At 58.4% G+C, this 23150-nt stretch carries 21 protein-coding genes and 3 tRNA genes; 20 read left to right on the top strand and 4 right to left on the bottom strand.

Annotation, left to right across the window (positions count from 1 at the left end):
* Positions 1-11 precede the first annotated feature (11 nt).
* Complete coding sequence (locus tag AB4Z23_RS14165) at positions 12-380, top strand: cupin domain-containing protein (protein WP_421476423.1); 369 nt, start codon at positions 12-14, stop codon at positions 378-380.
* A gap of 58 nt (positions 381-438) precedes the next feature.
* Here the strand turns inward: AB4Z23_RS14165 and AB4Z23_RS14160 are convergent, their stop codons facing one another.
* Together AB4Z23_RS14160 and AB4Z23_RS14155 are read right to left on the bottom strand one after the other, a co-directional pair.
* Positions 439-1692 carry a cytochrome P450 gene (locus AB4Z23_RS14160; RefSeq protein ID WP_421476421.1) on the bottom strand — a complete coding sequence of 418 codons (1254 nt, stop codon included), beginning with the start codon at positions 1690-1692 and terminating at the stop codon, positions 439-441.
* 84 nt (positions 1693-1776) lie between these two features.
* The gene (locus AB4Z23_RS14155) at positions 1777-3024 is read right to left on the bottom strand and encodes a GGDEF domain-containing protein (protein ID WP_174068294.1); all 1248 of its coding nucleotides are present in this window, start codon (positions 3022-3024) and stop codon (positions 1777-1779) included.
* Between the two features lie 455 nt (positions 3025-3479).
* Between AB4Z23_RS14155 and clpP the strand changes: the two genes are divergently transcribed.
* From clpP to AB4Z23_RS14130, 5 genes are all read left to right on the top strand, one after another.
* Positions 3480-4112, top strand: coding sequence for an ATP-dependent Clp endopeptidase proteolytic subunit ClpP (gene clpP / locus AB4Z23_RS14150; RefSeq protein ID WP_003496491.1), 633 nt, complete (start codon positions 3480-3482; stop codon positions 4110-4112).
* 291 nt (positions 4113-4403) lie between these two features.
* Positions 4404-5681, top strand: coding sequence for an ATP-dependent Clp protease ATP-binding subunit ClpX (gene clpX / locus AB4Z23_RS14145; RefSeq protein ID WP_003512644.1), 1278 nt, complete (start codon positions 4404-4406; stop codon positions 5679-5681).
* Between the two features lie 412 nt (positions 5682-6093).
* Entirely contained in the window at positions 6094-8511 is a 2418-nt protein-coding gene (gene lon, locus AB4Z23_RS14140) for an endopeptidase La (protein ID WP_003512645.1), read from the top strand.
* A 288-nt stretch (positions 8512-8799) separates the two neighbouring features.
* Complete coding sequence (gene hupB / locus AB4Z23_RS14135; RefSeq protein WP_003496481.1) at positions 8800-9075, top strand: DNA-binding protein HupB; 276 nt, start codon at positions 8800-8802, stop codon at positions 9073-9075.
* 358 nt (positions 9076-9433) lie between these two features.
* Positions 9434-11632 carry an esterase-like activity of phytase family protein gene (locus tag AB4Z23_RS14130; RefSeq protein ID WP_441360288.1) on the top strand — a complete coding sequence of 733 codons (2199 nt, stop codon included), beginning with the start codon at positions 9434-9436 and terminating at the stop codon, positions 11630-11632.
* Positions 11633-11840: 208 nt separating this feature from the next.
* Here AB4Z23_RS14130 and AB4Z23_RS14125 read toward each other — a convergent pair whose 3' ends face one another.
* Together AB4Z23_RS14125 and AB4Z23_RS14120 are read right to left on the bottom strand one after the other, a co-directional pair.
* A complete protein-coding gene (locus AB4Z23_RS14125; RefSeq protein WP_003512649.1) occupies positions 11841-11981 on the bottom strand; it encodes a hypothetical protein in 141 nt (46 codons plus the stop codon).
* Positions 11982-12279: 298 nt separating this feature from the next.
* Positions 12280-12355: transfer RNA gene (locus AB4Z23_RS14120), tRNA-Val, on the bottom strand.
* Between the two features lie 226 nt (positions 12356-12581).
* Here AB4Z23_RS14120 and AB4Z23_RS14115 point away from each other — a divergent pair.
* The 14 genes from AB4Z23_RS14115 (at position 12582) to nuoI (ending at position 23140) form a co-directional block, all read left to right on the top strand.
* Positions 12582-12713, top strand: coding sequence for a hypothetical protein (locus tag AB4Z23_RS14115; RefSeq protein WP_003512651.1), 132 nt, complete (start codon positions 12582-12584; stop codon positions 12711-12713).
* A gap of 89 nt (positions 12714-12802) precedes the next feature.
* A tRNA-Asp gene (locus tag AB4Z23_RS14110) sits at positions 12803-12879 on the top strand.
* A 41-nt stretch (positions 12880-12920) separates the two neighbouring features.
* Positions 12921-12997: transfer RNA gene (locus AB4Z23_RS14105), tRNA-Asp, on the top strand.
* A gap of 435 nt (positions 12998-13432) precedes the next feature.
* Positions 13433-13798 carry an NADH-quinone oxidoreductase subunit A gene (locus AB4Z23_RS14100; RefSeq protein ID WP_003512653.1) on the top strand — a complete coding sequence of 122 codons (366 nt, stop codon included), beginning with the start codon at positions 13433-13435 and terminating at the stop codon, positions 13796-13798.
* Positions 13789-14373, top strand: a complete 585-nt coding sequence (locus AB4Z23_RS14095) for a NuoB/complex I 20 kDa subunit family protein (RefSeq protein WP_003512655.1) — start codon at positions 13789-13791, stop codon at positions 14371-14373. The genes AB4Z23_RS14100 and AB4Z23_RS14095 overlap by 10 nt, the downstream gene beginning before the upstream one ends.
* Positions 14374-14394: 21 nt before the next feature.
* Positions 14395-14997 carry an NADH-quinone oxidoreductase subunit C gene (locus AB4Z23_RS14090; protein WP_003512657.1) on the top strand — a complete coding sequence of 201 codons (603 nt, stop codon included), beginning with the start codon at positions 14395-14397 and terminating at the stop codon, positions 14995-14997.
* The gene (locus AB4Z23_RS14085) at positions 14994-15422 is read left to right on the top strand and encodes a GFA family protein (protein ID WP_421476417.1); all 429 of its coding nucleotides are present in this window, start codon (positions 14994-14996) and stop codon (positions 15420-15422) included. Before AB4Z23_RS14090 ends, AB4Z23_RS14085 begins: the two co-directional genes overlap by 4 nt.
* 1 nt (position 15423) lies before the next feature.
* Positions 15424-16614 (top strand): NADH-quinone oxidoreductase subunit D, encoded by a 1191-nt coding sequence (locus AB4Z23_RS14080; RefSeq protein ID WP_003512668.1) that lies wholly within the window; start codon positions 15424-15426, stop codon positions 16612-16614.
* Entirely contained in the window at positions 16614-16874 is a 261-nt protein-coding gene (locus tag AB4Z23_RS14075; protein WP_025593255.1) for a hypothetical protein, read from the top strand. The genes AB4Z23_RS14080 and AB4Z23_RS14075 overlap by 1 nt, the downstream gene beginning before the upstream one ends.
* Before the next feature lie 16 nt (positions 16875-16890).
* Positions 16891-18000 (top strand): NADH-quinone oxidoreductase subunit E, encoded by a 1110-nt coding sequence (locus tag AB4Z23_RS14070; RefSeq protein WP_003512671.1) that lies wholly within the window; start codon positions 16891-16893, stop codon positions 17998-18000.
* A 10-nt stretch (positions 18001-18010) separates the two neighbouring features.
* Positions 18011-19315, top strand: coding sequence for an NADH-quinone oxidoreductase subunit NuoF (nuoF, locus tag AB4Z23_RS14065; protein WP_003512673.1), 1305 nt, complete (start codon positions 18011-18013; stop codon positions 19313-19315).
* A 156-nt stretch (positions 19316-19471) separates the two neighbouring features.
* On the top strand, positions 19472-21553 hold the full coding sequence (nuoG, locus tag AB4Z23_RS14060) for an NADH-quinone oxidoreductase subunit NuoG (protein WP_041694373.1): 2082 nt from the start codon (positions 19472-19474) through the stop codon (positions 21551-21553).
* 12 nt (positions 21554-21565) lie between these two features.
* The gene (gene nuoH / locus AB4Z23_RS14055) at positions 21566-22612 is read left to right on the top strand and encodes an NADH-quinone oxidoreductase subunit NuoH (RefSeq protein WP_013635951.1); all 1047 of its coding nucleotides are present in this window, start codon (positions 21566-21568) and stop codon (positions 22610-22612) included.
* Positions 22613-22648: 36 nt separating this feature from the next.
* Positions 22649-23140 (top strand): NADH-quinone oxidoreductase subunit NuoI, encoded by a 492-nt coding sequence (gene nuoI / locus AB4Z23_RS14050; protein WP_003512679.1) that lies wholly within the window; start codon positions 22649-22651, stop codon positions 23138-23140.
* Positions 23141-23150 lie beyond the last annotated feature (10 nt).

The following is a 23150-nucleotide window of genomic DNA, read 5'->3' as shown; positions in this document are numbered from 1 at the left end:
CCGGTGTCGTCATGACGAATTTTCTCGCATTCGAAGATACGCGAACCGCTACGGCCGGTGATGTAGAGGCGGAGGTGGAGCACAGTGCACCCGCACCGGAAAGGCTGATTTCCGGCGAGCCCAAATTCACCACGTGGAATCTGGAGGAAGCGCCCGGTGGCATCTATGCCGGCATCTGGCAGTCGACACCCGGCAAATGGCGGGTGGTCTATGACGAATGGGAATATTTCAACATCCTCGAGGGTCACTCGATCCTGACGGAGGATGGCGGATCCCCGCGCGACCTGAAACCGGGCGACAGGCTGGTCCTGCGGCCGGGCTTCAAGGGAACCTGGGAGGTCATCGAAACGACCCGCAAGGATTATGTCATCCGGTTGTAGGGGCCGGATGATTTCTATTGGTCCATCGCCGGGATAAAGGTTGTTCCCGGCGTGGCTGTCACCAGCTGAGATCGAGCCGTTCCAGACCATGGAAGTGATAGACGTCCTTTACCTTGGGCGGCTCGGCAATCTTCAGGCCCGGCAGGCGCTTGAAAAGCAGCGGCAAAGCGAGGTTCAGCTCCAGCCTTGCCAGCGGCGCGCCAATGCAGAAATGGATGCCGGCGCCAAAGGAGACGTTGGCGCCTTCGTTCCGGTCCGGCCTGAATGCTAGGGGATCGGAAAATTTTGCCGGATCGAGGTTGGCGGCTGCCAGAATGAGGCTGACCTTGTCGCCGCGTTTGAATTCCACGCCGTCGATCTCGACCGGTTCCAGAACCCAGCGCTGGAAGATATGGACGGGCGCGCAGATACGCAGCGTTTCTTCCACCGTGCGTTCCCTTGCCGTCTCGTCGTGGAAAAGTGTGTCAGGCGCAATGCCGCTTTCCAGAATGATGCGCACGGAATTGCCGATCTGGTGCACCGTCGCCTCGTGCCCGGCGTTCAACAGAACGATGGTGGTCGAGATCAGCTCGTCGTCGGTCAGATACTGGCCCTTGTGCTCCGTATGGATCATGTGGCTCAGCAGATCGTCTTTCGGCTCCGCCCGGCGCTCCGCGATCACACTGCGCACATAGTCTGAAAACTCATGTGCGGCCCTGTCGGCCAGAAGCTCGTCCTCGGGCGTGCGCTTGAACATGTACATGCCGACATAGGCATGTGACCATTTCAGAAGCTGCGGTCCCATTTCCTCGGGAATGCCGATCATGCGCGCGATCATCGTGACCGGGATGATATCGGCATAGGAAGAGAGCAGTTCCGTCTCGCCGTTTCGTTCGAAGGCGTCGATCAGCCGGTTGGCGAGTTCCTCTATTTCCGGCTTCATCTTGTCGACATGCCGCGAAACGAAAGCGCGGTTGATGAGGGTGCGCAGCCGTGTGTGTTCCGGCGGCTCCAGCTCCAGAAGCGAGTGCTGCTCTGCGGCGTCGAAATGCTTCACATGCTCGAGCGGCTCTGCCAGACCGATCTCCTCGCGGCTCGCAACATGCAGGATCTGCCGTCCGAACCGGCGGTCGCGCAGGAGGGCGCTGACATGGTCGTATTCGGTGAAAAACCACTGCCGCTGCTCTTCCCAATAGAAAGTGGGACATTGGGCATGCAGGGCAGCGTAGACCGGGTTCGGATCGTTGTAGAAAGCCGGATTGCGTGCATCGAGTGAAACACGACGCGTGGCGGGATCGATTTTGAGAAAGGGAAATGTCGCTGTCATGTCCATGGTTTATCCGCGCGCCGCACTTTGGGAAGGGCGGGAAAATGCCGTTCCGTGTGTTTATCCGCATGTCACTGCATGGTTACTTTGTCACCGGTTGGCGATGGCCGCTATCCGGTTCAGCGCCGCAACCTGCCGGTTGGCATTGTTGTCCATCGGGTTTTCGTTCCGGTCCGGGGAGGGGACGACAACATTGGCTGAATTGACGTGGATCACGGTGCGGTTGCGGCCGGCCTTCTTGGCCGCGTAAAGCGCGCGGTCGGCCTCCGTCATCATCACGCTCAGGTCCGCATCCTTGATCATGGCTTCGGATATGCCGACGCTGGTCGTGACCTCGATGTTTTCGCCGCGTGCGCTGATCTTCGAAAGGCGCAGGTTGCTGCGGATGGCTTCCGCAAGCGTCACGGTGCTGGAGGGGCTTTCCACTTCGGCGACGAGCGCGAATTCTTCTCCGCCCATCCTGACGAACAGGCCGCGCTCACCGATGACCCGCTGCGCCATATTGCAAAAATGCACAAGCACCGCGTCTCCCGACTGATGGCCGTATTTGTCGTTGATCTTCTTGAAATGGTCGATGTCGAACAGCGCCAGCGCCACGTAACGGCTGGAGCCGGGCGACCTTTTTTTGATGTGTTCGAACTCTTCAAGCAGCCCTCGCCGGTTGAGGACGCCGGTCAGGTGGTCGGTCATGGCCAGCCGGTGCAGGCGGGTTTCCGTGTCTTCCATGATGATCTTGGCGCTCATCATGACGATGATGGTAAAGCCGAGAATGCCTGAAAAGGCGAGCGCTGCCGTCAGCGGAATGGCGTTGGGGGCGGCGGCGTTGACGGGAATGACGATGGACGCCACGAGCGCCCCGCAAAATGCCTGCACGATGAAGGTGGCCGCCAGCACCTTGCGGCTGAATGACGCGCGTGCCTTGCTGGCCAGAAGAATGCCGGCCAGCATGAAATAACCGGTGGCGGCACAGATGTGATAGAGCAGGATGCGCGGGACCATGTTTTCGCGTACGGGGCCGATCAGCATGCCCGCTACCCATAACAGCGCCGGAATGGCGATCCAGCCGGCGGTCTTGCGCTGTTCGAAGGACAGGAGACCGGCGAGCCAGAAACTGAAGGCCGAAAGGGCAAGCGTATTGCCGACTTCGATCGATAGGAAGTTGGGAATATCGCCGCGCAGCGCCACCATCACCGTGCCGGCGCTCGTCGCGGCAAAACCGGCTGCGAAATAGATATTGTGCCGGCGGGCAGGGCGGTGCAGCCACAGGGTTCCCAGCAGCAGGGCAAGGGTCAGCGTTTCCGACGCCCAAAGCAGCATGCCCGTCTTTGCATCCAGCATTGCAAAATCCTATCTGCGCTATCATGCCGTAAAAGCGGTTCGCGGCACGATGTGCGCAATGCCCGCCGAATTGGTGGAGATGCCATTTCGCCTCAAAAGAGGCTCCCGCCCCCTGACGGGAAACCGGAAATTCGCGGGCGTAGTATCAGCCGCAAATACCTAACGAGTTCTTGCCAGTGAGAAGTTATATCTGGGCAACACACCGGTTTTTGCGTTTGCGGTTTGCTCCTGTTAAAAAATAATGCGGGCGACAGAGAATGGTCCGGTTGGCATCGGCTTGTCCATAGCCGTTACCCCGCGGGTGGAAAACGCCCGTAAACGCTGTTGAGCCGTTAAGGATATGCGGCTTCGTGTCTTGAAGTACCGGGCAGGGACACTCTATGTAGGGAGAACGAAGGTTAGAAGTGATTCCGGAGCGGTTTTCCGCGAAGGGCAGAGTTTGACAAAGGACGGACATGAAAAATCCAGTTGATACCGCCATGGCTCTGGTGCCGATGGTCGTAGAGCAGACCAATCGCGGCGAACGCTCCTATGACATATTTTCCCGTCTTCTCAAGGAACGCATCATTTTCCTCACCGGACCGGTGGAAGACCAGATGGCCTCGCTCGTCTGCGCGCAGCTGCTTTTCCTTGAGGCTGAAAACCCGAAGAAGGAAATCGCGCTCTACATCAATTCGCCGGGTGGCGTCGTGACCGCCGGCATGGCGATCTACGATACGATGCAGTTCATCCGCCCTGCCGTTTCGACGCTTTGCGTCGGCCAGGCCGCATCCATGGGCTCGCTGCTTCTGGCCGCTGGCGAAAAGGGAATGCGTTTCGCAACTCCGAACGCCCGCATCATGGTGCATCAGCCCTCCGGCGGCTTCCAGGGGCAGGCTTCGGATATCGAGCGTCACGCCCGCGACATCATCAAAATGAAGCGTCGCCTTAATGAAGTCTACGTGAAGCACACCGGCCGCACGCTGGAAGAGGTTGAAAAAACCCTTGATCGCGACCACTTCATGGATGCCGACGAGGCCAAGGACTGGGGTGTGATCGACAAGATCCTCACCTCGCGCCAGGAAATGGAAGGCGCCGCCGCGAATTAAGGCGCGACGCTTTTTGACGGTTGTTTAACCCCGCAAAGTAATTTCGGGGCTTTCAACCGCAACAGAAAGCGATATTAGTATATATAAAGGCTGTGTTGAATTTTTATGACGTGGCCTTTGGTTTGATGGGGAATTCGTTGCAGCCGGTTGTCAGCTCATGTATCTGATACCGGTTAGTACCCCGGGAAACGAGGCGGATACGGCGATGCACCCAAGGGCGGCCGTATCGGCGGGCGGTAAGTTGACCGCGATCCGTTTGGCGGACCTGCGGCGTGCTGGAAGGAAAGTGATATGAGCAAAGTCAGCGGCAGCAACGGCGGCGACTCTAAGAATACACTCTATTGTTCATTCTGCGGCAAGAGCCAGCACGAAGTCCGGAAACTCATTGCCGGACCGACGGTATTCATCTGCGATGAATGCGTCGAATTGTGCATGGACATCATCCGCGAGGAGAACAAGACGTCGATGGTGAAGTCGCGCGAGGGTGTTCCCACCCCGCAGGACATCATCAAGATCCTCGACGAATACGTCATCGGCCAGAAGCAGGCGAAAAAAATCCTGTCGGTGGCCGTTCACAACCATTACAAGCGCCTCGCGCACGCCTCCAAGAATGGCGATGTCGAGCTTGCGAAGTCGAACATCATGCTCGTCGGTCCGACGGGTTGCGGCAAGACCTATCTTGCCCAGACGCTCGCCCGCATCATCGACGTTCCCTTCACAATGGCGGACGCAACGACGCTGACCGAAGCCGGTTATGTCGGCGAGGACGTGGAAAACATCATCCTGAAGCTGTTGCAGGCTGCGGATTACAATGTCGAGCGCGCCCAGCGTGGCATCGTCTATATCGACGAAGTCGACAAGATTTCCCGCAAGTCGGACAACCCGTCGATCACGCGTGACGTGTCGGGCGAGGGCGTTCAGCAGGCGCTTCTGAAGATCATGGAAGGCACGGTCGCTTCCGTTCCGCCGCAGGGCGGCCGCAAGCATCCGCAGCAGGAATTCCTGCAGGTGGATACGACCAACATTCTCTTCATCTGCGGCGGCGCGTTTGCCGGCCTGGACAAGATCATCTCGGCCAGGGGCGAAAAGACCTCGATTGGCTTCGGTGCGACCGTCAAGGCGGAAGACGATCGCCGCGTTGGCGAGGTGCTGCGCGAACTGGAGCCGGAAGATCTGGTGAAATTCGGTCTTATTCCGGAATTCATCGGTCGTCTGCCGGTTCTGGCGACGCTGGAGGACCTTGACGAGGATGCGCTGATCCAGATCCTGTCCGAGCCGAAGAACGCGCTGGTCAAGCAGTATCAGCGTCTTTTCGAGATGGAAGATGTGGAACTGACCTTCCACGAGGACGCGTTGCGCGAGATTGCCCGCCGGGCGATTACCCGCAAGACGGGTGCCCGCGGTCTGCGCTCGATCATGGAAAAGATCCTTCTGGATACCATGTTCGAACTGCCGACGCTGGAAGGCGTGCGCGAAGTGGTGATCTCCAACGATGTCGTCAGCGGCATCGCTCGCCCGCTCTACATCTATGCGGATCGTCAGGAAGAAAAGGCCAATGTTTCGGCTTGATTGACCGATCCGACGCTTTGATGAATTCAAAAGGCCCGCACTCGTGCGGGCCTTTTCTGTTGTGGCAGGTGCGAAACTTGCCGCTAACTTGGAGTAACCCGATTTTGCGTTTGGAGCGGATTGCGCTTTGCTGATAAAGTCTTAAAACTGATTTGCAGCGCGATATGACGGAAATGTGAATTACCGTCGGCGACCCGGTTCCTGATCCTGTGGGATAACCGGAAATGTCGGGAGTAATAGCCGGCGCTGTATTTGTTTGAATTTTACGGCCGTGCCGTTGCGCGGGGTCGTCTCTTCCGGTGACTTGAAATCGGCGTTCCGAAACTCCATTTTCAGTCTCGAGAAATGAATATGCCGGACGCCCCAAGACGTCAGGCAAAGTGTCCTGAAAGGGACCATGAAAGGAAATGATATGACGAACATCACGTCTGCGGCATCCGGCGGTATCTATCCGGTACTTCCCCTGCGCGACATTGTCGTTTTCCCGCATATGATCGTTCCCCTGTTCGTCGGGCGGGAAAAATCCATTCGCGCTCTCGAAGAGGTCATGGGCTCGGACAAGCAGATCATGCTTGTTACCCAGATCAACGCCAGCGATGACGATCCGTCCCCGGAAGCCATCCACAAGGTCGGCACGGTCGCTAACGTTCTCCAGCTTCTGAAGCTGCCCGACGGCACCGTGAAGGTGCTTGTGGAAGGCAAGGGCCGCGCCCAGATCGAGGCCTATACCGACCGCGAGGATTTCTACGAAGCGTCTGCGACGCCGCTGCAGGAGCCTGCGGAAGACCCGGTTGAGATCGAGGCGCTGTCGCGTTCCGTCGTTTCGGAGTTCGAGAGCTATGTGAAGCTCAACAAGAAGATTTCGCCCGAGGTTGTCGGCGCTGCCGGCCAGATCGACGATTATTCGAAGCTGGCCGATACGGTTGCTTCGCACCTGTCGATCAAGATCACCGAAAAGCAGGAAATGCTGGAAACCGTCAGCGTGAAGCAGCGGCTTGAAAAAGCGCTCGGCTTCATGGAAGGCGAAATTTCCGTGCTTCAGGTTGAGAAGCGTATCCGCTCGCGCGTCAAGCGCCAGATGGAGAAGACGCAGCGCGAATATTATCTGAACGAACAGATGAAGGCGATCCAGAAGGAGCTCGGCGACGGCGAGGACGGCCGTGACGAGATGGCCGAACTGGAAGAGCGCATTGCCAAGACCAAGCTTTCCAAGGAGGCCAAGGATAAGGCCGAGGCGGAAATGAAGAAGCTTCGCCAGATGAGCCCGATGTCTGCGGAAGCGACTGTCGTGCGCAACTATCTGGACTGGCTGCTCAGCCTGCCCTGGGGCAAGAAGTCGAAGGTCAAGGTTGATCTCAACAGCGCCGAGGCGGTCCTCGATCAGGATCATTTCGGTCTGGACAAGGTCAAGGAACGCATCGTTGAATATCTGGCCGTGCAGGCTCGCGCTTCGAAGATCCGTGGCCCGATCCTGTGCCTCGTCGGTCCTCCCGGCGTCGGCAAGACTTCGCTCGCCAAGTCGATCGCCAAGGCGACCGGCCGCGAATATGTGCGTATGGCGCTGGGTGGTGTGCGTGACGAGGCGGAAATCCGCGGTCACCGCCGTACCTATATCGGCTCTATGCCGGGCAAGATCGTTCAGTCGATGAAGAAGGCCAAGAAGTCCAATCCGCTCTTCCTGCTCGACGAGATCGACAAGATGGGCATGGATTTCCGTGGCGATCCGTCTTCCGCACTGCTGGAGGTGCTCGATCCGGAACAGAACTCCACCTTCATGGACCACTATCTTGAAGTGGAATACGACCTGTCCGACGTGATGTTCGTGACCACGGCCAACACGCTGAACATTCCAGGTCCCCTGATGGACCGTATGGAAGTGATCCGCATCGCCGGTTACACGGAGGACGAAAAGCGCGAAATCGCCAAGCGTCACCTGCTGCCGAAGGCGATCAAGGAACATGCCCTGCGTCCGGAAGAGTTCTCGGTCAGCGATGACGCTCTGATGATCGTGATCCAGCAGTACACCCGCGAGGCGGGCGTGCGCAGCTTCGAGCGCGAGCTGATGAAGCTTGCACGAAAGGCCGTGACCGAGATCATCAAGGGCAAGGTCAAGTCCGTGGAAGTCACCGCAGCCAATGTCCCGGATTATCTGGGCGTTCCGCGGTTCCGCCACGGCGAGGCAGAGCGTGAGGATCAGGTTGGTGTCGTCACCGGTCTGGCATGGACGGAAGTTGGCGGTGAGTTGCTCACCATCGAAGGCGTGATGATGCCGGGCAAGGGCCGCATGACGGTCACCGGCAACCTCAAGGAAGTGATGAAGGAATCCATTTCGGCAGCGGCATCTTATGTCCGCTCGCGCGCCGTGGACTTCGGCATCGAACCGCCGCGTTTCGACAAGAGCGACATCCACGTTCACGTTCCGGAAGGGGCTACCCCGAAGGACGGACCGTCTGCCGGTGTTGCCATGGCAACCGCCATCGTCTCCATCATGACCGGTATCCCGGTCTCCAAGGATGTGGCGATGACGGGCGAAATCACGCTTCGTGGTCGCGTGCTGCCAATCGGCGGCCTGAAGGAAAAGCTGCTTGCGGCGCTTCGCGGCGGTATCAAGAAGGTGCTCATCCCGGAAGAAAACGCCAAGGACCTGGCGGATATTCCTGATAATGTGAAGAACGAGATGGAGATCATCCCGGTGTCTCGCATGGGTGAGGTCATCAAGCACGCGCTGCTTCGCATGCCCGAGCCAATCGAGTGGGACGGCAGCATCGAAACGCCTGTTATCGCAACTGTCGACGGTGTCGACGAGGGCGGACAGACGATCGCACATTGATTGCCACATCGTTGTGAAAGCCAGAATCGGTTTTCGCGACACCTGTGCGTAGATTCAATGTGTTAGACGCCGAAAGGCGCGATGCTTCTTTGATGCTCGCAGAACTGGTGCGAAATTGGCACGTTTAAGGGAAAGGCCGGCAGAAATGTCGGCCTTTTTTGTGAAAAACCCCGCAGACCCCTTGTTTTTCAGGCGATTCCAGCGCTTTTGAGTTGCTGCGCGCGGATACAGACGTATTCTGCGCCGGCTTAATTTGAGTCGTTTCAAACCATTGAAAGGGGTGGAAACATGAACAAGAACGAGCTCGTCTCTGCTGTTGCCGAAAAGGCTGGTCTCACGAAGGCAGATGCTGCTTCCGCTGTTGATGCCGTATTCGAAACCGTACAGAACGAACTGAAGAGCGGTGGCGACATCCGTCTCGCTGGCTTCGGCAGCTTCTCCGTAAGCCGTCGTGAAGCCTCCAAGGGTCGTAACCCTTCCACGGGTGCTGAAGTCGATATCCCGGCTCGCAACGTACCGAAGTTTTCCGCAGGCAAGGGCCTGAAGGACGCCGTCAACTCGTAAGGTTTCCGAAAGGCCGTGACGTCCGGCGGCGGGCGGACGGCGTTTCAGGTTCACGAGGAAACATGTTTTGACGCCCTGACGCCATCATGCCGGCACGTAAACCGGGCGGCTTTTCGAAATGCTTTTTCGGATAGCCCTTTTTTCGAACCGGCAAGATGTACTTGAAAGTAGGAGAGCGCGCCTGTGTAGCCTCCATCCGGTCACACGGCGCTCTGATACGCGGAATGTGCGCAAGAACAGGAAAGCCCGGCCTTCATGGTCGGGCTTTTTGATTCCTCCGACAGGAAATGTCATGCCGCTGTCATGTCTCTGACGCAGAAGCCATAGGGTGTTTTTTTGGATCCAAGGGGGATTTATAATGGCGTTCCGACTTTCTCAGATGGCTTTGACTGCTGCTCTGCTCACGTCCGCGGCCTTTCCGGCTGCTGCCGAGCCGGTTTTCAACCGCATCGCATCTTTCCCGGTCGTAAAGAACCTGCCAGCGGACAAGGACGCGAAGGCCGTCACTTCAGCTGAAATCGTAACCGCCAGCGAAGATGGCAAGACGCTGATCTATTCGGACAGCCCGCTTGGCGGCATTGGTTTCGTTGACATCACCGATGCGAAGGCACCCAAGGCTGGAGGCGCGTTGCTGCTGGAAGGCGAACCGACCTCGGTTGCCGTTGCTGGCGCCAAGGTTCTGGCCGGTGTCAATACGTCCGAAAACCGCGCCAAGCCGTCCGGCAAGCTGGTGACGGTCGATATCGCCACCAAGAAGATTGAAGCGAGCTGCGATCTCGGCGGCCAGCCAGATTCTGTCGCAATTTCCCCGGACAAGACCTTCGCCGCTATCGCGATCGAAAACGAACGCGATGAAGAGGTGAACGAAGGCGCCCTGCCACAGATGCCGGCCGGTTATCTGGTGACGGTCGGTCTGAAAAACGGCGTTGCCGACTGCGCGACGCTGAAGAAGATCGACGTGACCGGCCTTGCCGAAATCTCCCCGGAAGATCCGGAGCCGGAATTCGTCTCGATCAATGCCAATGGCGAGATCGCGCTCACGCTGCAGGAAAACAACCACATCGTCATCATCGACGGCAAGACCGGTACGGTAAAGACGCATTTCTCCGCCGGCACGGTTGATCTGGAAGGCGTCGACACGAAGACGGACGGCCAGATCAAATTCACCGACAAGCAGGAAGGCCGCAAGCGTGAGCCAGATGCCGTGAAGTGGCTGGACAATGACCGAATCGTCATCGCCAATGAGGGTGACTGGCAGGGCGGCGCGCGCGGCTTCACCATTTTCGACAAGACCTGCAAGCTTCTTTATGAAGCCGGTGCCACCCTTGAGCACGCTGCCGCCAGCATCGGCCACTATCCGGAAAAGCGCTCCAAGGCCAAGGGCATCGAGCCGGAAGGTCTGGAGACGGCAACCTTCGATGGTCAGAAGTACTTCTTCGTTCTTGCCGAGCGCGCGTCTCTCGCTGCGGTCTACAAGGATACGGGCGGCACACCGGAACTGGTCCAGCTTCTGCCCTCGGGCATTTCGCCTGAAGGTGCCGTCGCCATTCCGTCGCGCAATCTTCTCGTCACTGCCAACGAAGCCGATCTCGTCGAAGATGGCGGCGCTCGCTCGCATGTCATGATCTATGAACGCGCAGAAGGCCAGATTGCCTACCCGCAGCTCGCTTCCGCCACCGTTGATGGCGCACCGATCGGCTGGGGCGCTCTCTCCGGTCTGGTGGGCGATGCTGAAAAGCCTGGCATCCTCTATGCCGTGTCCGACTCGGTCTATGGAAACCAGCCGTCGATCTACACCATCGACGCAACGAAGAAGCCTGCCACCATAACCAGCGCCCTGCGCATCAAGCGCGACGGTATCGCAGCCCAGAAACTCGACATCGAAGGCATTACGCTTGACGGTAAGGGCGGCTTCTGGCTGGCCTCGGAAGGTGACAGTGCCAAGCTCGTGCCCCACGCACTCTACAATGTCAGCGCCAAGGGCGAGATCAAGGCTGAGATCGCTCTGCCGAAGGAACTGCTGGCTGGCGAAACCCGCTTCGGTTTCGAAGGCGTGACCATGATCGGCAAGGGCGACAACGCGACGCTGTGGATGGCCGTACAGCGCGAGTGGGGCACGGACGAGAAGGGTTTCGTCAAGCTCGTCTCCTACAATCCGAAGTCCAAGGAATGGGGTGCCGTGCGTTACCCGCTCGACAAGACCGAGGCGGGCTGGGTCGGCCTTTCTGAAATCACCGCACAGGGTGACTATGTCTATATCGTCGAGCGCGACAATCAGGTCGGTGACAAGGCAAAGATCAAGAAGCTTTACCGCGTCGCGATCGCTGACCTGAAGCCGGGCAAGATCGGTGGCGAACTGCCTCTGGTGGCCAAGCAGGAAGCACATGATTTCCTGCCGGACCTCAAGGCCCAGACGAATGGCTATACCGTTGACAAGCTGGAAGGCTTCACCTTCGACAAGGCAGGAACGGCCTATGTCGTCACTGACAATGACGGCGTCGACGGATCTTCCGGCGAAACGCTGTTCTTTACCGTCGATCTAAAGGCGATCAACTGATCGGTCCGAATAGAATCGCAAATGAGAAAAGCCGGGCATAGCCCGGCTTTTTTGTGCTGCGGAAGAAACCCCGATCTGGGGAATGCCGATTCCCCACGATGAGTCGCACACCAGCCGTTAAAACCGGCATGGTCGCGTCGCTATCGCATAATCGAGGGTGTTATCCGGAGGATTTCCATGAATGTGCAGTGGACCAGATCGCTAGAGATCACCGCCCCATGGAATTCTTGCTTTTGGGAGTGCTGTCTTTTTCCGAGTCCTGCTGGACCCAGCGGAAAAAAATATAAACAGGCAGCGCAATAAGCGCGAGTGTTACAAACGCGTCGACCGACATGGTTTCATCCATCATTTATACCGTTCATCATGAAACGGCTCGAAAACAATGCATGAAATCTCTTTAAAAAGTCTGAATCTGCTTATTTTTCGGGATGTTGCGGGGTGGCACACCTATAGGAGCCGGCCTGTATTAATGTGGAACAGGAGTGCCGATCTGGCATAGACTCACGCCGGAAAAGCCGCTCCACCAGCCCAAGGCCGCGGCCGTCTACAGAATCGGGGGCAGGGCCCGTGATTCCCGATGCCGGAAGGCACCGACATCCGAAAGAGCTTCGGCTTGGTAATGCGCACAATTTGAAGAAGCTGGAAAATGGTGGGCGATGAGAGACTCGAACTCCCGACATCCTCGGTGTAAACGAGGCGCTCTACCAACTGAGCTAATCGCCCTTCGCGTCTTGCAGATCGTGTCTGCCGCGTCGGTGGCCGTGATGTATTCGGATCGGAAAAAAACCGCAAGGGCTTTTGTGAAGTTTTTTTGTTTTTTTTCCGGACAGCTTTGCCCACTGGCAGAGGTGATCGGCAAAAAGCCGGGAACTGCGGGCTTTTCGATAAAAACAACGCCCGGCCGTTACCTTTGGCGGTATGCTGGAATCGCGTTACGGACGCTCCGGCTGTGGACAAGTTTTTTGTTTTTGTTGGGAAAAGCCCGGAAAACAAGGCATTCGCTGCAATGCCGGTCAAAGGCCTTTCAGTTTTTTCCGATCAAAATGAAGAAGCTTATTCTTTTGTCGTGAAACCTGCTTGACACCCCCGCACGAACGCCGTAGTTAGCCGCTCAACGAACAGCCGAGGCTGGTTCGTACGGCGAGACTAAGGTCTTGTCGGTCAGGATAAGCGGGTGTAGCTCAGTTGGTTAGAGTGCCGGCCTGTCACGCCGGAGGTCGCGGGTTCGAGCCCCGTCACTCGCGCCATCCTGTTCCTCGGAAAAAACGCAGACGAATGTCTGTGGAGCGCGGGTGTAGCTCAGTCGGTTAGAGTGCCGGCCTGTCACGCCGGAGGTCGCGGGTTCGAGCCCCGTCACTCGCGCCATTTCTTTCACTGAAATGACACTCCCAAACGAAGCAAGCAGGCATCGTCCTGCCATATCGGCAATGGCGATTTCAGCGCCTGTTTCCGGCATTTGCGAGCGCGGTTTTTCCTGCTGTTTTTAGTCAAGTTTCGATATCGAGAGATCGTCACTTCGCTGCCATTTTGACGTAAAATTCGTGTGACTTTTTTGCGGTTGCGTCGTTCAATCGATTATTATTGTATTTGAGGGGCTTAGCTCGGAATTGTGGCCCAAATTTGCGTCAATTCCGGCAATATTGTTGCCAATCAATGCGGCAGGTGTCTTGAAATGGTGCCTAAACTCTTGCAGAGAGAGCGCGGCTGCGCTAACCACTTTGGCGTTGCAACATATTTGTGCGCCTTTAGACTTTCAGTCGCAAAGGCAGGTCCGGCACCCGGCCGGACAGGGAAGAGACCATGACTGAACTCCTCAGTTCCTATATTCCGATCGCAATCTTTATCGGTATCGCTCTTGTCATTGGCCTGGCGCTTCTCATCGCGCCTTTCGCTGTCGCTTATAAGGCGCCGGACCCGGAAAAGCTCTCCGCTTTCGAGTGCGGTTTCAATGCCTTCGACGACGCCCGCATGAAGTTCGATATCCGGTTTTATCTGGTGTCAATTCTCTTCATCATCTTCGACCTGGAAGTCGCCTTCCTGTTCCCCTGGGCTGTGTCCTTCGGTGATATGGGCTGGTTCGGTTTCTGGTCTATGATGGTGTTCCTCGCCGTTCTCACCATCGGCTTTATCTATGAGTGGAAGAAGGGAGCGCTGGAATGGGCATGAGCCAGAACAACAGCACGCTCGTTGCACCGCAGCCGAAGGGGATCATCGATCCCGCGACCGGCAAGCCTGTCGGCAGCAACGATGCCTACTTCACGGAAATCAACGACGAGCTGGCCGACAAGGGCTTTCTCGTCACCTCGACCGACGAGCTGATCACCTGGGCGCGTACCGGCTCCCTGATGTGGATGCAGTTCGGTCTTGCCTGCTGCGCCGTCGAGGGTCTGATGCAGGCTTCCGGCCCGCGTTACGACATGGAGCGCTTCGGTGTCGCCCCGCGCGCCTCGCCGCGCCAGTCGGACGTGATGATCGTCGCGGGAACGCTGACCAACAAGATGGCGCCGGCACTGCGCAAGGTCTACGACCAGATGCCTGAGCCGCGCTACGTCATCTCCATGGGCTCCTGCGCCAATGGCGGCGGCTATTACCATTATTCCTACGCCGTCGTGCGCGGCTGCGACCGAGTTGTGCCGGTGGATATCTACGTTCCGGGCTGTCCCCCCACGGCGGAGGCGCTGCTTTACGGCGTGCTTCTGCTGCAGAAGAAGATCCGGCGTACCGGTACGATTGAGCGCTAAGGGCAAAGGACGGATTAAGGAATGAGCGAAGCTCTAAACGATCTTGCTGCTTACGTTAAGGAAGCGCGTGGTTCCCTCGTGGTTTCGGCCGATATCGCCTATGGCGAGTTGACGCTGAACACGACGACGGAAAGCGTTATCGCGCTTTTGACGTTCCTGCGTGACGATGTGCAGTGCGGTTTCGTCAACATCATCGATATTTGCGGCGTCGACTGGCCGCAGCGCGAGAAGCGTTTCGACGTTGTCTATCACCTCTTGTCGCCGCGCCAGAATCTGCGCGTGCGCATCAAGCTGCAGGTGGCGGAAGACGAGGGCGTTCCCTCGGCAACCTCCGTTTACATGGGTGCAGACTGGTTCGAGCGCGAAGCCTGGGATATGTACGGCATTCCTTTCGAAGGCCATGCGGATCTTCGCCGAATCCTCACCGACTACGGTTTCGAAGGTCATCCGCTGCGCAAGGATTTTCCGGTTACCGGCTTTGTGGAAGTACGCTACGATGACGTTCTGAAGCGGGTTCTCTATGAACCGGTCGAACTAAAGCAGGAATTCCGCAATTTCGATTTCCTCTCTCCCTGGGAGGGGACTGACTATGTTCTCCCGGGTGACGAAAAGGCCAAGCAATGAGCGAAGCCCCCGCGACAGAGCACGGACAATGTCTTTGCGGCGCCGTTGGCTTCAATGCCCGCATCGGCGCCCGCGAATTCGGCGTTTGCCATTGCTCGATGTGCCGCCGCTGGTCCGGCGGAACATTTCTGGCTGTCGAATGCGCTGACGTCGCCATCGAGAACGAGGAACATTTCGGTGTTTATACCTCGTCGGAATGGGGCGAGCGTTGCTTCTGCAAGAATTGCGGCAGCACGCTGATGTGGCGCTCCAAGGATGGCAAGCATTTTGCCGTCTCGTTGCAGGCTTTCGACAACCCTTCCAGTTTCCATTTTGCGTCGCAGATTTTCACGGATGAGAAGCCTTCGAGCTATTCTTTCGCGCAAACCACGCAGAACATGACCGGCCCCGAATTCATCGCCATGATCACCTCGGCGGAGCACTAGAATGACTGAGCATAACGTCCGCAATTTCACGATCAACTTCGGTCCGGAACACCCTTCCGCGCACGGCGTGCTGCGCCTGGTTCTGGAACTGGACGGCGAAATCGTCGAGCGCGTCGATCCGCATATCGGTCTTCTGCATCGCGGTACCGAAAAGCTGATCGAGACCAAGACCTACCTTCAGGCGGTGCCTTATTTCGACCGTCTCGACTACGTCGCGCCGATGAACCAGGAACACGCTTTCGCGCTCGCCGTCGAAAAGCTGCTGGGTCTCGAAATCCCGATGCGCGGCCAGCTAATCCGCGTGCTTTATTCGGAAATCGGCCGCATCCTGTCGCACATCATGAACGTGACGACTCAGGCCATGGACGTCGGCGCAATGACGCCGCCTGTCTGGGGCTTCGAGGAACGTGAAAAGCTGATGGTGTTCTACGAGCGCGCCTGTGGCGCCCGCATGCACTCGGCCTATGTCCGTCCGGGCGGCGTGCATCAGGATTTGCCGCCGGAATTGGTCGAGGATATCGGCAAATGGTGCGATCCCTTCATTACCGTTCTCGACAATATCGAAGGCCTGTTGACCGACAACCGCATCTACAAGCAGCGTAACGTCGATATCGGCGTCGTCTCGCTTGAAGACGCCTTTGCCTGGGGTTTCACGGGCGTCATGGTGCGCGGTTCGGGTGCTGCCTGGGATTTGCGTCGCGCGCAGCCCTACGAGTGCTATTCCGATCTGGAGTTTGATATCCCCGTCGGCAAGAACGGCGACTGCTATGACCGTTACCTGATCCGCATGCAGGAAATGCGCGAATCGGTGAAGATCATGAAGCAGTGCGTCGATCTTCTGTCCGGCAAGCACCGCATCGGCCCGGTCTCCTCGCTGGATGGCAAGGTGGTTCCGCCCAAGCGCGGCGAGATGAAGCGTTCGATGGAAGCTCTTATCCATCACTTCAAGCTCTATACCGAAGGCTATCACGTTCCGGCCGGCGAAGTTTACGCCGCCGTCGAAGCGCCGAAGGGCGAGTTCGGCGTCTACGTGGTCGCCGATGGTTCGAACAAGCCCTACCGCTGCAAGATCCGCGCGCCGGGTTATGCACATTTGCAGGCGATGGATTTCCTGTGCAAGGGCCATCAGCTTGCCGACGTTACAGCCGTGCTCGGCTCCCTCGACATCGTGTTCGGGGAGGTCGACCGCTGATGCGTCTGCCGCTGGCCATCTTGGCTTTTCTTGCTGCGATGTCGACCTCCGTTCTCGCCCAGACGGCGACGGACGAGGGGGGCGTATCGCTATCAAGCAGCGGCGGTTCCACCATCAAGCAGCTTCTGTCTTCGGGATACGAGATCAAGGCCTCGGTTCCCAATGGCAGCAAGTTCATCGTGTTCATGCAGAAAGACAAGGCGGCTTATGCCTGCGAATTCGTCACGGTGGCGAGATCGCGTTGTGAGACGTTAAACTGAAAAGGCGTGAGGAAGTATGTCCGTTCGTCGACTAGCCGAAGATCAGTTCCAGCCCGTGGCATTTGCCTTTAACGCGGATAATACCGCATGGGCGGAAAAGACGATCCAGAAATATCCGGAGGGACGCCAGCAATCGGCGGTTATCCCGCTGCTTATGCGTGCGCAGGAGCAGGACGGCTGGGTTACCCGCGCCGCCATCGAAAAAATCGCCGACATGCTGGATATGGCCTATATCCGCGTCATGGAAGTGGCGACCTTCTACACCCAGTTCCAGCTGAAGCCTGTCGGCACACGGGCCCATGTTCAGGTTTGCGGCACCACGCCCTGCATGCTGCGCGGCTCGGAAGCGCTGATGGATGTCTGCCGCAAGAAGATCCATCACGATCCGCTGCACACCAACGAGAGCGGCACGCTGTCCTGGGAAGAAGTGGAATGTCAGGGCGCCTGCGTCAACGCGCCGATGGTCATCATCTTCAAGGATGCCTATGAGGATCTGACGCCCGAGCGCCTGGAAGAGATCATCGACACGTTCGAGGCAGGCAAGGGCGACACGGTCAAGACCGGCCCCCAGATCGACCGTCACCAGTCGGTGCCCGTTGGCGGCCTGACGACGCTGACGGAAGAGATCAAGCCAGATCGCTCCAATCTCGACAAGCCTGCGGAAGCTCCGGCGGAAGCAGCCCCCGTTCTTCCTTCGAATGCCGCCAAGCCGAAGACGGACGCACCGGAAACCGATCCGAAGCTGAAGACGCCTGCGAACGAGCCCAAGGCTGCTGCGGAAAACGCAAAGGCAGGGGAACAGCAATCGGCAGGCAAGGAAGCGACAGCATCCAGACCGTCGCTTGAGTCGGCCGACCGTCCGGCAGGCATTGAAAAGCCCGCTGCGCCCGATGACCTGAAACTCATTTCAGGCGTTGGCCCGAAGATCGAAGGCACGCTTAACGAGCTCGGTATCTTCACCTATGCGCAGATTGCCGGCTGGAAGAAGGCCGAGTGCGACTGGGTGGATGGTTATCTGAATTTCAAGGGCCGCATCGAACGCGATGAGTGGATCAAGCAGGCCGAGGCGCTCGCCAAGGGTGGCGAAGCCGAGTATATCAAGGTCTTCGGCAAGAAGCCGCGGTAAAGGGTGAAGCATGTTAAAAGATCAGGATCGCATCTTTACCAATCTCTACGGCCTCAAGGACAAGTCCCTGAAGGGCGTGAGGGCGCGCGGCCACTGGGATGGCACCAAGCAGATCATCGAAAAGGGTCGTGACTGGATCATCAACGAGATGAAGGCTTCCGGCCTTCGCGGTCGCGGCGGCGCAGGCTTCCCGACGGGTCTCAAGTGGTCCTTCATGCCCAAGGAAAGCGACGGCCGTCCGCATTATCTCGTGGTCAACGCCGACGAATCCGAGCCCGGCACCTGCAAGGACCGCGAAATCCTGCGCAACGATCCGCATACGCTGATCGAAGGCTGCGTGATCGCCGGTTTCGCCATGGGTGCGCACACCGCCTATATCTACGTGCGCGGTGAATATATGCGCGAGCGTGAGGCGCTTCAGGCGGCCATCGACGAATGTTACGATGCGGGCCTGCTCGGCAAGAACAACAAGAACGGCTGGGATTTCGACATCTACGTCCATCACGGCGCAGGTGCCTATATCTGCGGCGAAGAGACGGCACTGCTTGAAAGCCTTGAGGGCAAGAAGGGCCAGCCGCGCCTGAAGCCGCCGTTCCCGGCCAATATGGGTCTTTACGGTTGCCCGACGACCGTCAACAACGTCGAATCCATCGCCGTTGCTCCGACCATTCTGCGCCGAGGTGCGGCATGGTTCTCGTCTATCGGCCGTCCGAACAATGTCGGCACCAAGCTGTTCATGGTCTCCGGCCATGTCGAGCGTCCATGCACCTTCGAAGATGCGCTGGGCCTGTCCTTCCGTGAGCTGATCGAACACCATTGCGGTGGCATTCGCGGCGGCTGGGACAATCTGCTTGGCGTCATCCCCGGCGGCGCATCCTGCCCCATCGTGCGCGGTGAGGACATGAAGGACGCCATCATGGACTTCGACGGCATGCGCGAAGTGAAGTCGTCCTTCGGCACCGGCGGCATGATCGTCATGGACAAGTCCACCGACGTCATCAAGGCGATCGCCCGCATCGCGGCGTTCTTCAAGCATGAAAGCTGCGGCCAGTGCACGCCGTGCCGTGAAGGCACCGGCTGGATGTGGCGCGTGCTGGAACGCATGGTGAAGGGCAACGCGCAGAAGCGCGAAATCGACATGCTGTTCGAAGTGACGAAGCAGATCGAAGGCCACACCATCTGTGCGCTCGGCGACGCCGCCGCATGGCCGGTACAGGCGCTGATCCGCAATTTCCGTCCGGAGATCGAAAAGCGCATCGACCAATATACCTACAGGGCCATGGATGATGGCGCTGTTCTGGAAGCTGCCGAATAAGCTTTTCGCAGTTTGCATGCGGCGCGGGGATGATCCCGGCGCCGGAAAACCATGAAGCGCCTGACCGACGAGATGAAGTGTCGGGCGCGATTAAGGATTTGTTGCGGACCGTGTGAGAGACACGGGACGAACAGGCAACAGGACGTAAGTAGAACCATGGCAAAGCTCAAGGTTGACGGTAAAGAGATCGAGGTTCCGGATCATTTCACGCTGTTGCAGGCGTGCGAGGAGGCTGGTGCTGAAGTTCCGCGCTTTTGTTTTCATGAGCGCTTGTCGGTCGCGGGTAACTGCCGCATGTGTCTCATCGAGGTGAAGGGCGGACCGCCCAAGCCCGCCGCATCCTGCGCCATGGGCGTGCGCGACGTTCGCGGCGGCCCGAATGGCGAATTGCCTGAAGTTTTCACCAACACGCCGATGGTCAAGAAGGCCCGCGAAGGCGTGATGGAGTTCCTTCTCATCAACCACCCGCTCGATTGCCCGATCTGCGACCAGGGCGGCGAATGCGACCTGCAGGACCAGGCTATGGCCTTCGGTATTGCCGGTTCGCGTTACGCGGAAAACAAGCGTGCGGTTGAAGACAAATATATCGGCCCGCTCGTCAAGACGGTGATGAACCGCTGCATCCACTGCACGCGCTGCGTCCGTTTCACCACGGAAGTTGCTGGCATCGCCGAACTCGGCCTCATCGGCCGCGGCGAGGATGCTGAAATCACCACCTATCTCGAGCAGGCTATGACCTCCGAGCTTCAGGGCAACGTCGTCGATCTTTGCCCGGTCGGTGCGCTCACCTCCAAGCCTTTCGCTTTCACTGCCCGTCCGTGGGAACTGAACAAGACCGAAACCATCGACGTGATGGACGCTCTCGGTTCGGCAATCCGCGTCGATACCCGTGGCCGCGAAGTCATGCGCGTCATGCCGCGTGTCAACGAGGCGATCAACGAAGAGTGGATCTCCGACAAGAGCCGCTTCATCTGGGACGGCCTGAAGACGCAGCGTCTCGACCGCCCTTACGTCCGCAAGGATGGCCGCTTGCAGCCCGCAAGCTGGGGTGAAGCCTTCGGCGCTATCAAGCAGGCGGTTGCCGCAACCAGCGGCAGCAAGATCGGCGCGATTGCCGGTGACCTTGCTTCCGTCGAGGAAATGTTCGCGCTGAAGTCGCTTCTGGCGTCGCTTGGCTCGGCCAATGTCGATTGCCGTCAGGATGGCGCAGCGCTTGATCCGTCTTTGGGTCGCGCCAGCTACCTGTTCAATTCCACAATCGAAGGCATCGAGCACGCGGATGCGCTGCTGATCGTCGGCGCCAACCCGCGTTATGAAGCGGCCGTGCTCAATGCACGTATCCGCAAGCGCTGGCGTCGCGGTGGTTTCCCGATCGGCGTGATCGGCGAAGCCGGTGAGCTGCGCTACAATTATGAATATCTCGGCTCCGGCGCGGAAACGCTTTCCGATCTCGCCAATGGCTCTCACAGCTTCGTTGAGAAGCTGAAGTCCGCCAAGAACCCGCTGATCATCATCGGCCAGGGCGCTCTGGCACGCGCCGATGGTGCAGCCGTTCTCGCGGCCGCTGCGAAGCTTGCCGTTTCGGTTGGCGCAATCAGCGAAGAGTGGAACGGCTTCTCGGTGCTTCACACTGCCGCTGCCCGCGTCGGTGGTCTCGACATCGGCTTCGTGCCGGGCGAGGGCGGTGTTGCTGCTGCCGAAATGGTAACGTCCATGGACGTTCTCTTCCTGCTCGGCGCCGATGAAATCGACCTGTCGAACAAGGGCGCCAAGTTCACCGTCTACATCGGCAGCCACGGCGACCATGGCGCGATGAACGCCGACGTCATCCTTCCGGGTGCGGCCTATACCGAAAAATCCGGTATCTGGGTCAACACCGAAGGCCGCGTTCAGGTGGGCAACCGCGCCGGTTTCGCACCGGGCGAGGCCCGTGAAGACTGGGCGATCCTGCGTGCGCTTTCCGACGTGCTCGGCAAGAAGCTGCCGTTCGATTCGCTGTCGGCGCTGCGCGGCCAGCTTTATGTCGCGCATCCGCATCTGGCGGAAACCGATGAGATCGTTGCCGGCAACGGCGCGGATGTCGAGGCACTTGCCGCTCGCGCGGGCAGCCTCAATAAGTCTGCGTTTGCCTCGCCGGTAAAAGACTTTTATTTGACGAACCCGATTGCGCGCGCATCCGCCGTCATGGCCGAGTGTTCCGCATTGGCCCGCAACAATTTCCAGGCTGCGGCAGAGTAAGGGTAGGGGATTATGGAATCGTTTTTCTGGAGCTACGTCTGGCCCGCGCTGATCATGGTCGGCCAGTCCCTGCTGCTTCTCGTTTGCCTTCTGGTGGCCATCGCCTTCCTTCTGCTTGCCGACCGTAAGGTCTGGGCAGCCGTGCAGTTGCGCCGTGGTCCCAACGTCGTCGGCCCCTTTGGTCTGTTCCAGTCCTTCGCCGACCTTTTGAAATTCATCCTGAAGGAGCCCGTCATTCCGGCGGGCGCCAACAAGGCGGTCTTCCTTCTGGCGCCGCTGGTTGCCGTAACGCTGGCGCTCGCCACCTACGCGGTCATCCCCTTCGCCGATGGCTGGGTCGTTGCCAACATCAATGTCGGCATTCTCTACATTTTCGCGATTTCCTCGCTTGAAGTGTACGGCATCATCATGGGCGGCTGGGCTTCGAACTCGAAATACCCGTTCCTCGGCGCGCTTCGTTCGGCGGCGCAGATGGTGTCCTACGAAGTGTCGATCGGCCTCGTCATCGTCACCGTGCTTCTGTGCGTCGGCTCGCTCAACCTCACGGATATCGTTCTGGCGCAGCGTACCGGCCTCGGCACAATGATCGGTCTGCCGGCCTCGTTCCTCGACTGGCACTGGCTGTCGCTGTTCCCGATGTTCATCGTGTTCTTCATCTCGGGCCTTGCCGAAACCAACCGTCCGCCCTTCGACCTTCCGGAAGCGGAATCGGAACTGGTTGCCGGTCACATGGTCGAATATGGCTCGACGCCTTACATGATGTTCATGCTCGGCGAATATGCTGCGATCGTTCTGATCTGCTGCCTGACGACGATCCTGTTCCTTGGTGGCTGGCTGCCGATCGTGGATGTGTGGTTCCTGAACTGGATTCCGGGTATTGTCTGGTTCGCGCTCAAGGGCTGCATGGTTTTCTTCATGATCGCTCTGGTGAAGGCCTTCGTTCCGCGTTACCGCTATGACCAGCTCATGCGCCTTGGCTGGAAGGTATTCCTGCCGCTGTCGCTCGCCATGGTCGTTATTGTTGCATTCGTATTGAAGCTGACGGGGTGGGCCGGTTGATGTCCGTACTCCTCGCTCAGAAATCTGGAGTTTGAGATGGCAAGCCTTTCCCAAGCCGTCAATTCACTGTTCCTCAAGGAGTTCGTCGGTGCGATCTTCCTGACGATGCGCCACTTCTTCAAGCAGAAGGCCACGGTGAATTATCCTTTCGAAAAGGGCCCGGTGTCTCCGCGCTTCCGCGGCGAGCATGCGCTGCGCCGTTATCCGAACGGTGAAGAGCGCTGCATCGCCTGCAAGCTGTGTGAGGCGATCTGTCCCGCTCAGGCGATCACCATCGAAGCCGGTCCGCGTCGCAATGACGGCACCCGCCGCACGGTGCGTTACGACATCGACATGGTGAAGTGCATCTATTGCGGTTTCTGCCAGGAAGCCTGCCCGGTGGATGCCATCGTCGAAGGCCCGAACTTCGAATTCGCGACGGAAACCCGCGAGGAGCTCTATTTCGACAAGCAAAGGCTTCTCGACAATGGCGACCGCTGGGAGCGTGAAATTGCGCGCAACCTCGCACTGGATGCGCCTTACCGTTAAGGCGCAACCG

This window comes from Agrobacterium sp. MCAB5 (genome assembly GCF_052114365.1).
Lineage (GTDB): Bacteria > Pseudomonadota > Alphaproteobacteria > Rhizobiales > Rhizobiaceae > Agrobacterium > Agrobacterium tumefaciens.
This window is presented reverse-complemented; position numbering and strand designations above follow the sequence as displayed.

What these genes read in the sequence shown, in the direction of transcription:
- AB4Z23_RS14165 (WP_421476423.1), top strand. Translation starts at nt 12, where the DNA reads ATGACGAATTTTCTCGCATTCGAAGATACGCGAACCGCTACGGCCGGT.
- AB4Z23_RS14160 (WP_421476421.1), bottom strand. Translation starts at nt 1,692, where the DNA reads ATGGACATGACAGCGACATTTCCCTTTCTCAAAATCGATCCCGCCACG.
- AB4Z23_RS14155 (WP_174068294.1), bottom strand. Translation starts at nt 3,024, where the DNA reads ATGCTGGATGCAAAGACGGGCATGCTGCTTTGGGCGTCGGAAACGCTG.
- clpP (WP_003496491.1), top strand. Translation starts at nt 3,480, where the DNA reads ATGAAAAATCCAGTTGATACCGCCATGGCTCTGGTGCCGATGGTCGTA.
- clpX (WP_003512644.1), top strand. Translation starts at nt 4,404, where the DNA reads ATGAGCAAAGTCAGCGGCAGCAACGGCGGCGACTCTAAGAATACACTC.
- lon (WP_003512645.1), top strand. Translation starts at nt 6,094, where the DNA reads ATGACGAACATCACGTCTGCGGCATCCGGCGGTATCTATCCGGTACTT.
- hupB (WP_003496481.1), top strand. Translation starts at nt 8,800, where the DNA reads ATGAACAAGAACGAGCTCGTCTCTGCTGTTGCCGAAAAGGCTGGTCTC.
- AB4Z23_RS14130 (WP_441360288.1), top strand. Translation starts at nt 9,434, where the DNA reads ATGGCGTTCCGACTTTCTCAGATGGCTTTGACTGCTGCTCTGCTCACG.
- AB4Z23_RS14125 (WP_003512649.1), bottom strand. Translation starts at nt 11,981, where the DNA reads ATGATGGATGAAACCATGTCGGTCGACGCGTTTGTAACACTCGCGCTT.
- AB4Z23_RS14100 (WP_003512653.1), top strand. Translation starts at nt 13,433, where the DNA reads ATGACTGAACTCCTCAGTTCCTATATTCCGATCGCAATCTTTATCGGT.
- AB4Z23_RS14095 (WP_003512655.1), top strand. Translation starts at nt 13,789, where the DNA reads ATGGGCATGAGCCAGAACAACAGCACGCTCGTTGCACCGCAGCCGAAG.
- AB4Z23_RS14090 (WP_003512657.1), top strand. Translation starts at nt 14,395, where the DNA reads ATGAGCGAAGCTCTAAACGATCTTGCTGCTTACGTTAAGGAAGCGCGT.
- AB4Z23_RS14085 (WP_421476417.1), top strand. Translation starts at nt 14,994, where the DNA reads ATGAGCGAAGCCCCCGCGACAGAGCACGGACAATGTCTTTGCGGCGCC.
- AB4Z23_RS14080 (WP_003512668.1), top strand. Translation starts at nt 15,424, where the DNA reads ATGACTGAGCATAACGTCCGCAATTTCACGATCAACTTCGGTCCGGAA.
- AB4Z23_RS14075 (WP_025593255.1), top strand. Translation starts at nt 16,614, where the DNA reads ATGCGTCTGCCGCTGGCCATCTTGGCTTTTCTTGCTGCGATGTCGACC.
- AB4Z23_RS14070 (WP_003512671.1), top strand. Translation starts at nt 16,891, where the DNA reads ATGTCCGTTCGTCGACTAGCCGAAGATCAGTTCCAGCCCGTGGCATTT.
- nuoF (WP_003512673.1), top strand. Translation starts at nt 18,011, where the DNA reads ATGTTAAAAGATCAGGATCGCATCTTTACCAATCTCTACGGCCTCAAG.
- nuoG (WP_041694373.1), top strand. Translation starts at nt 19,472, where the DNA reads ATGGCAAAGCTCAAGGTTGACGGTAAAGAGATCGAGGTTCCGGATCAT.
- nuoH (WP_013635951.1), top strand. Translation starts at nt 21,566, where the DNA reads ATGGAATCGTTTTTCTGGAGCTACGTCTGGCCCGCGCTGATCATGGTC.
- nuoI (WP_003512679.1), top strand. Translation starts at nt 22,649, where the DNA reads ATGGCAAGCCTTTCCCAAGCCGTCAATTCACTGTTCCTCAAGGAGTTC.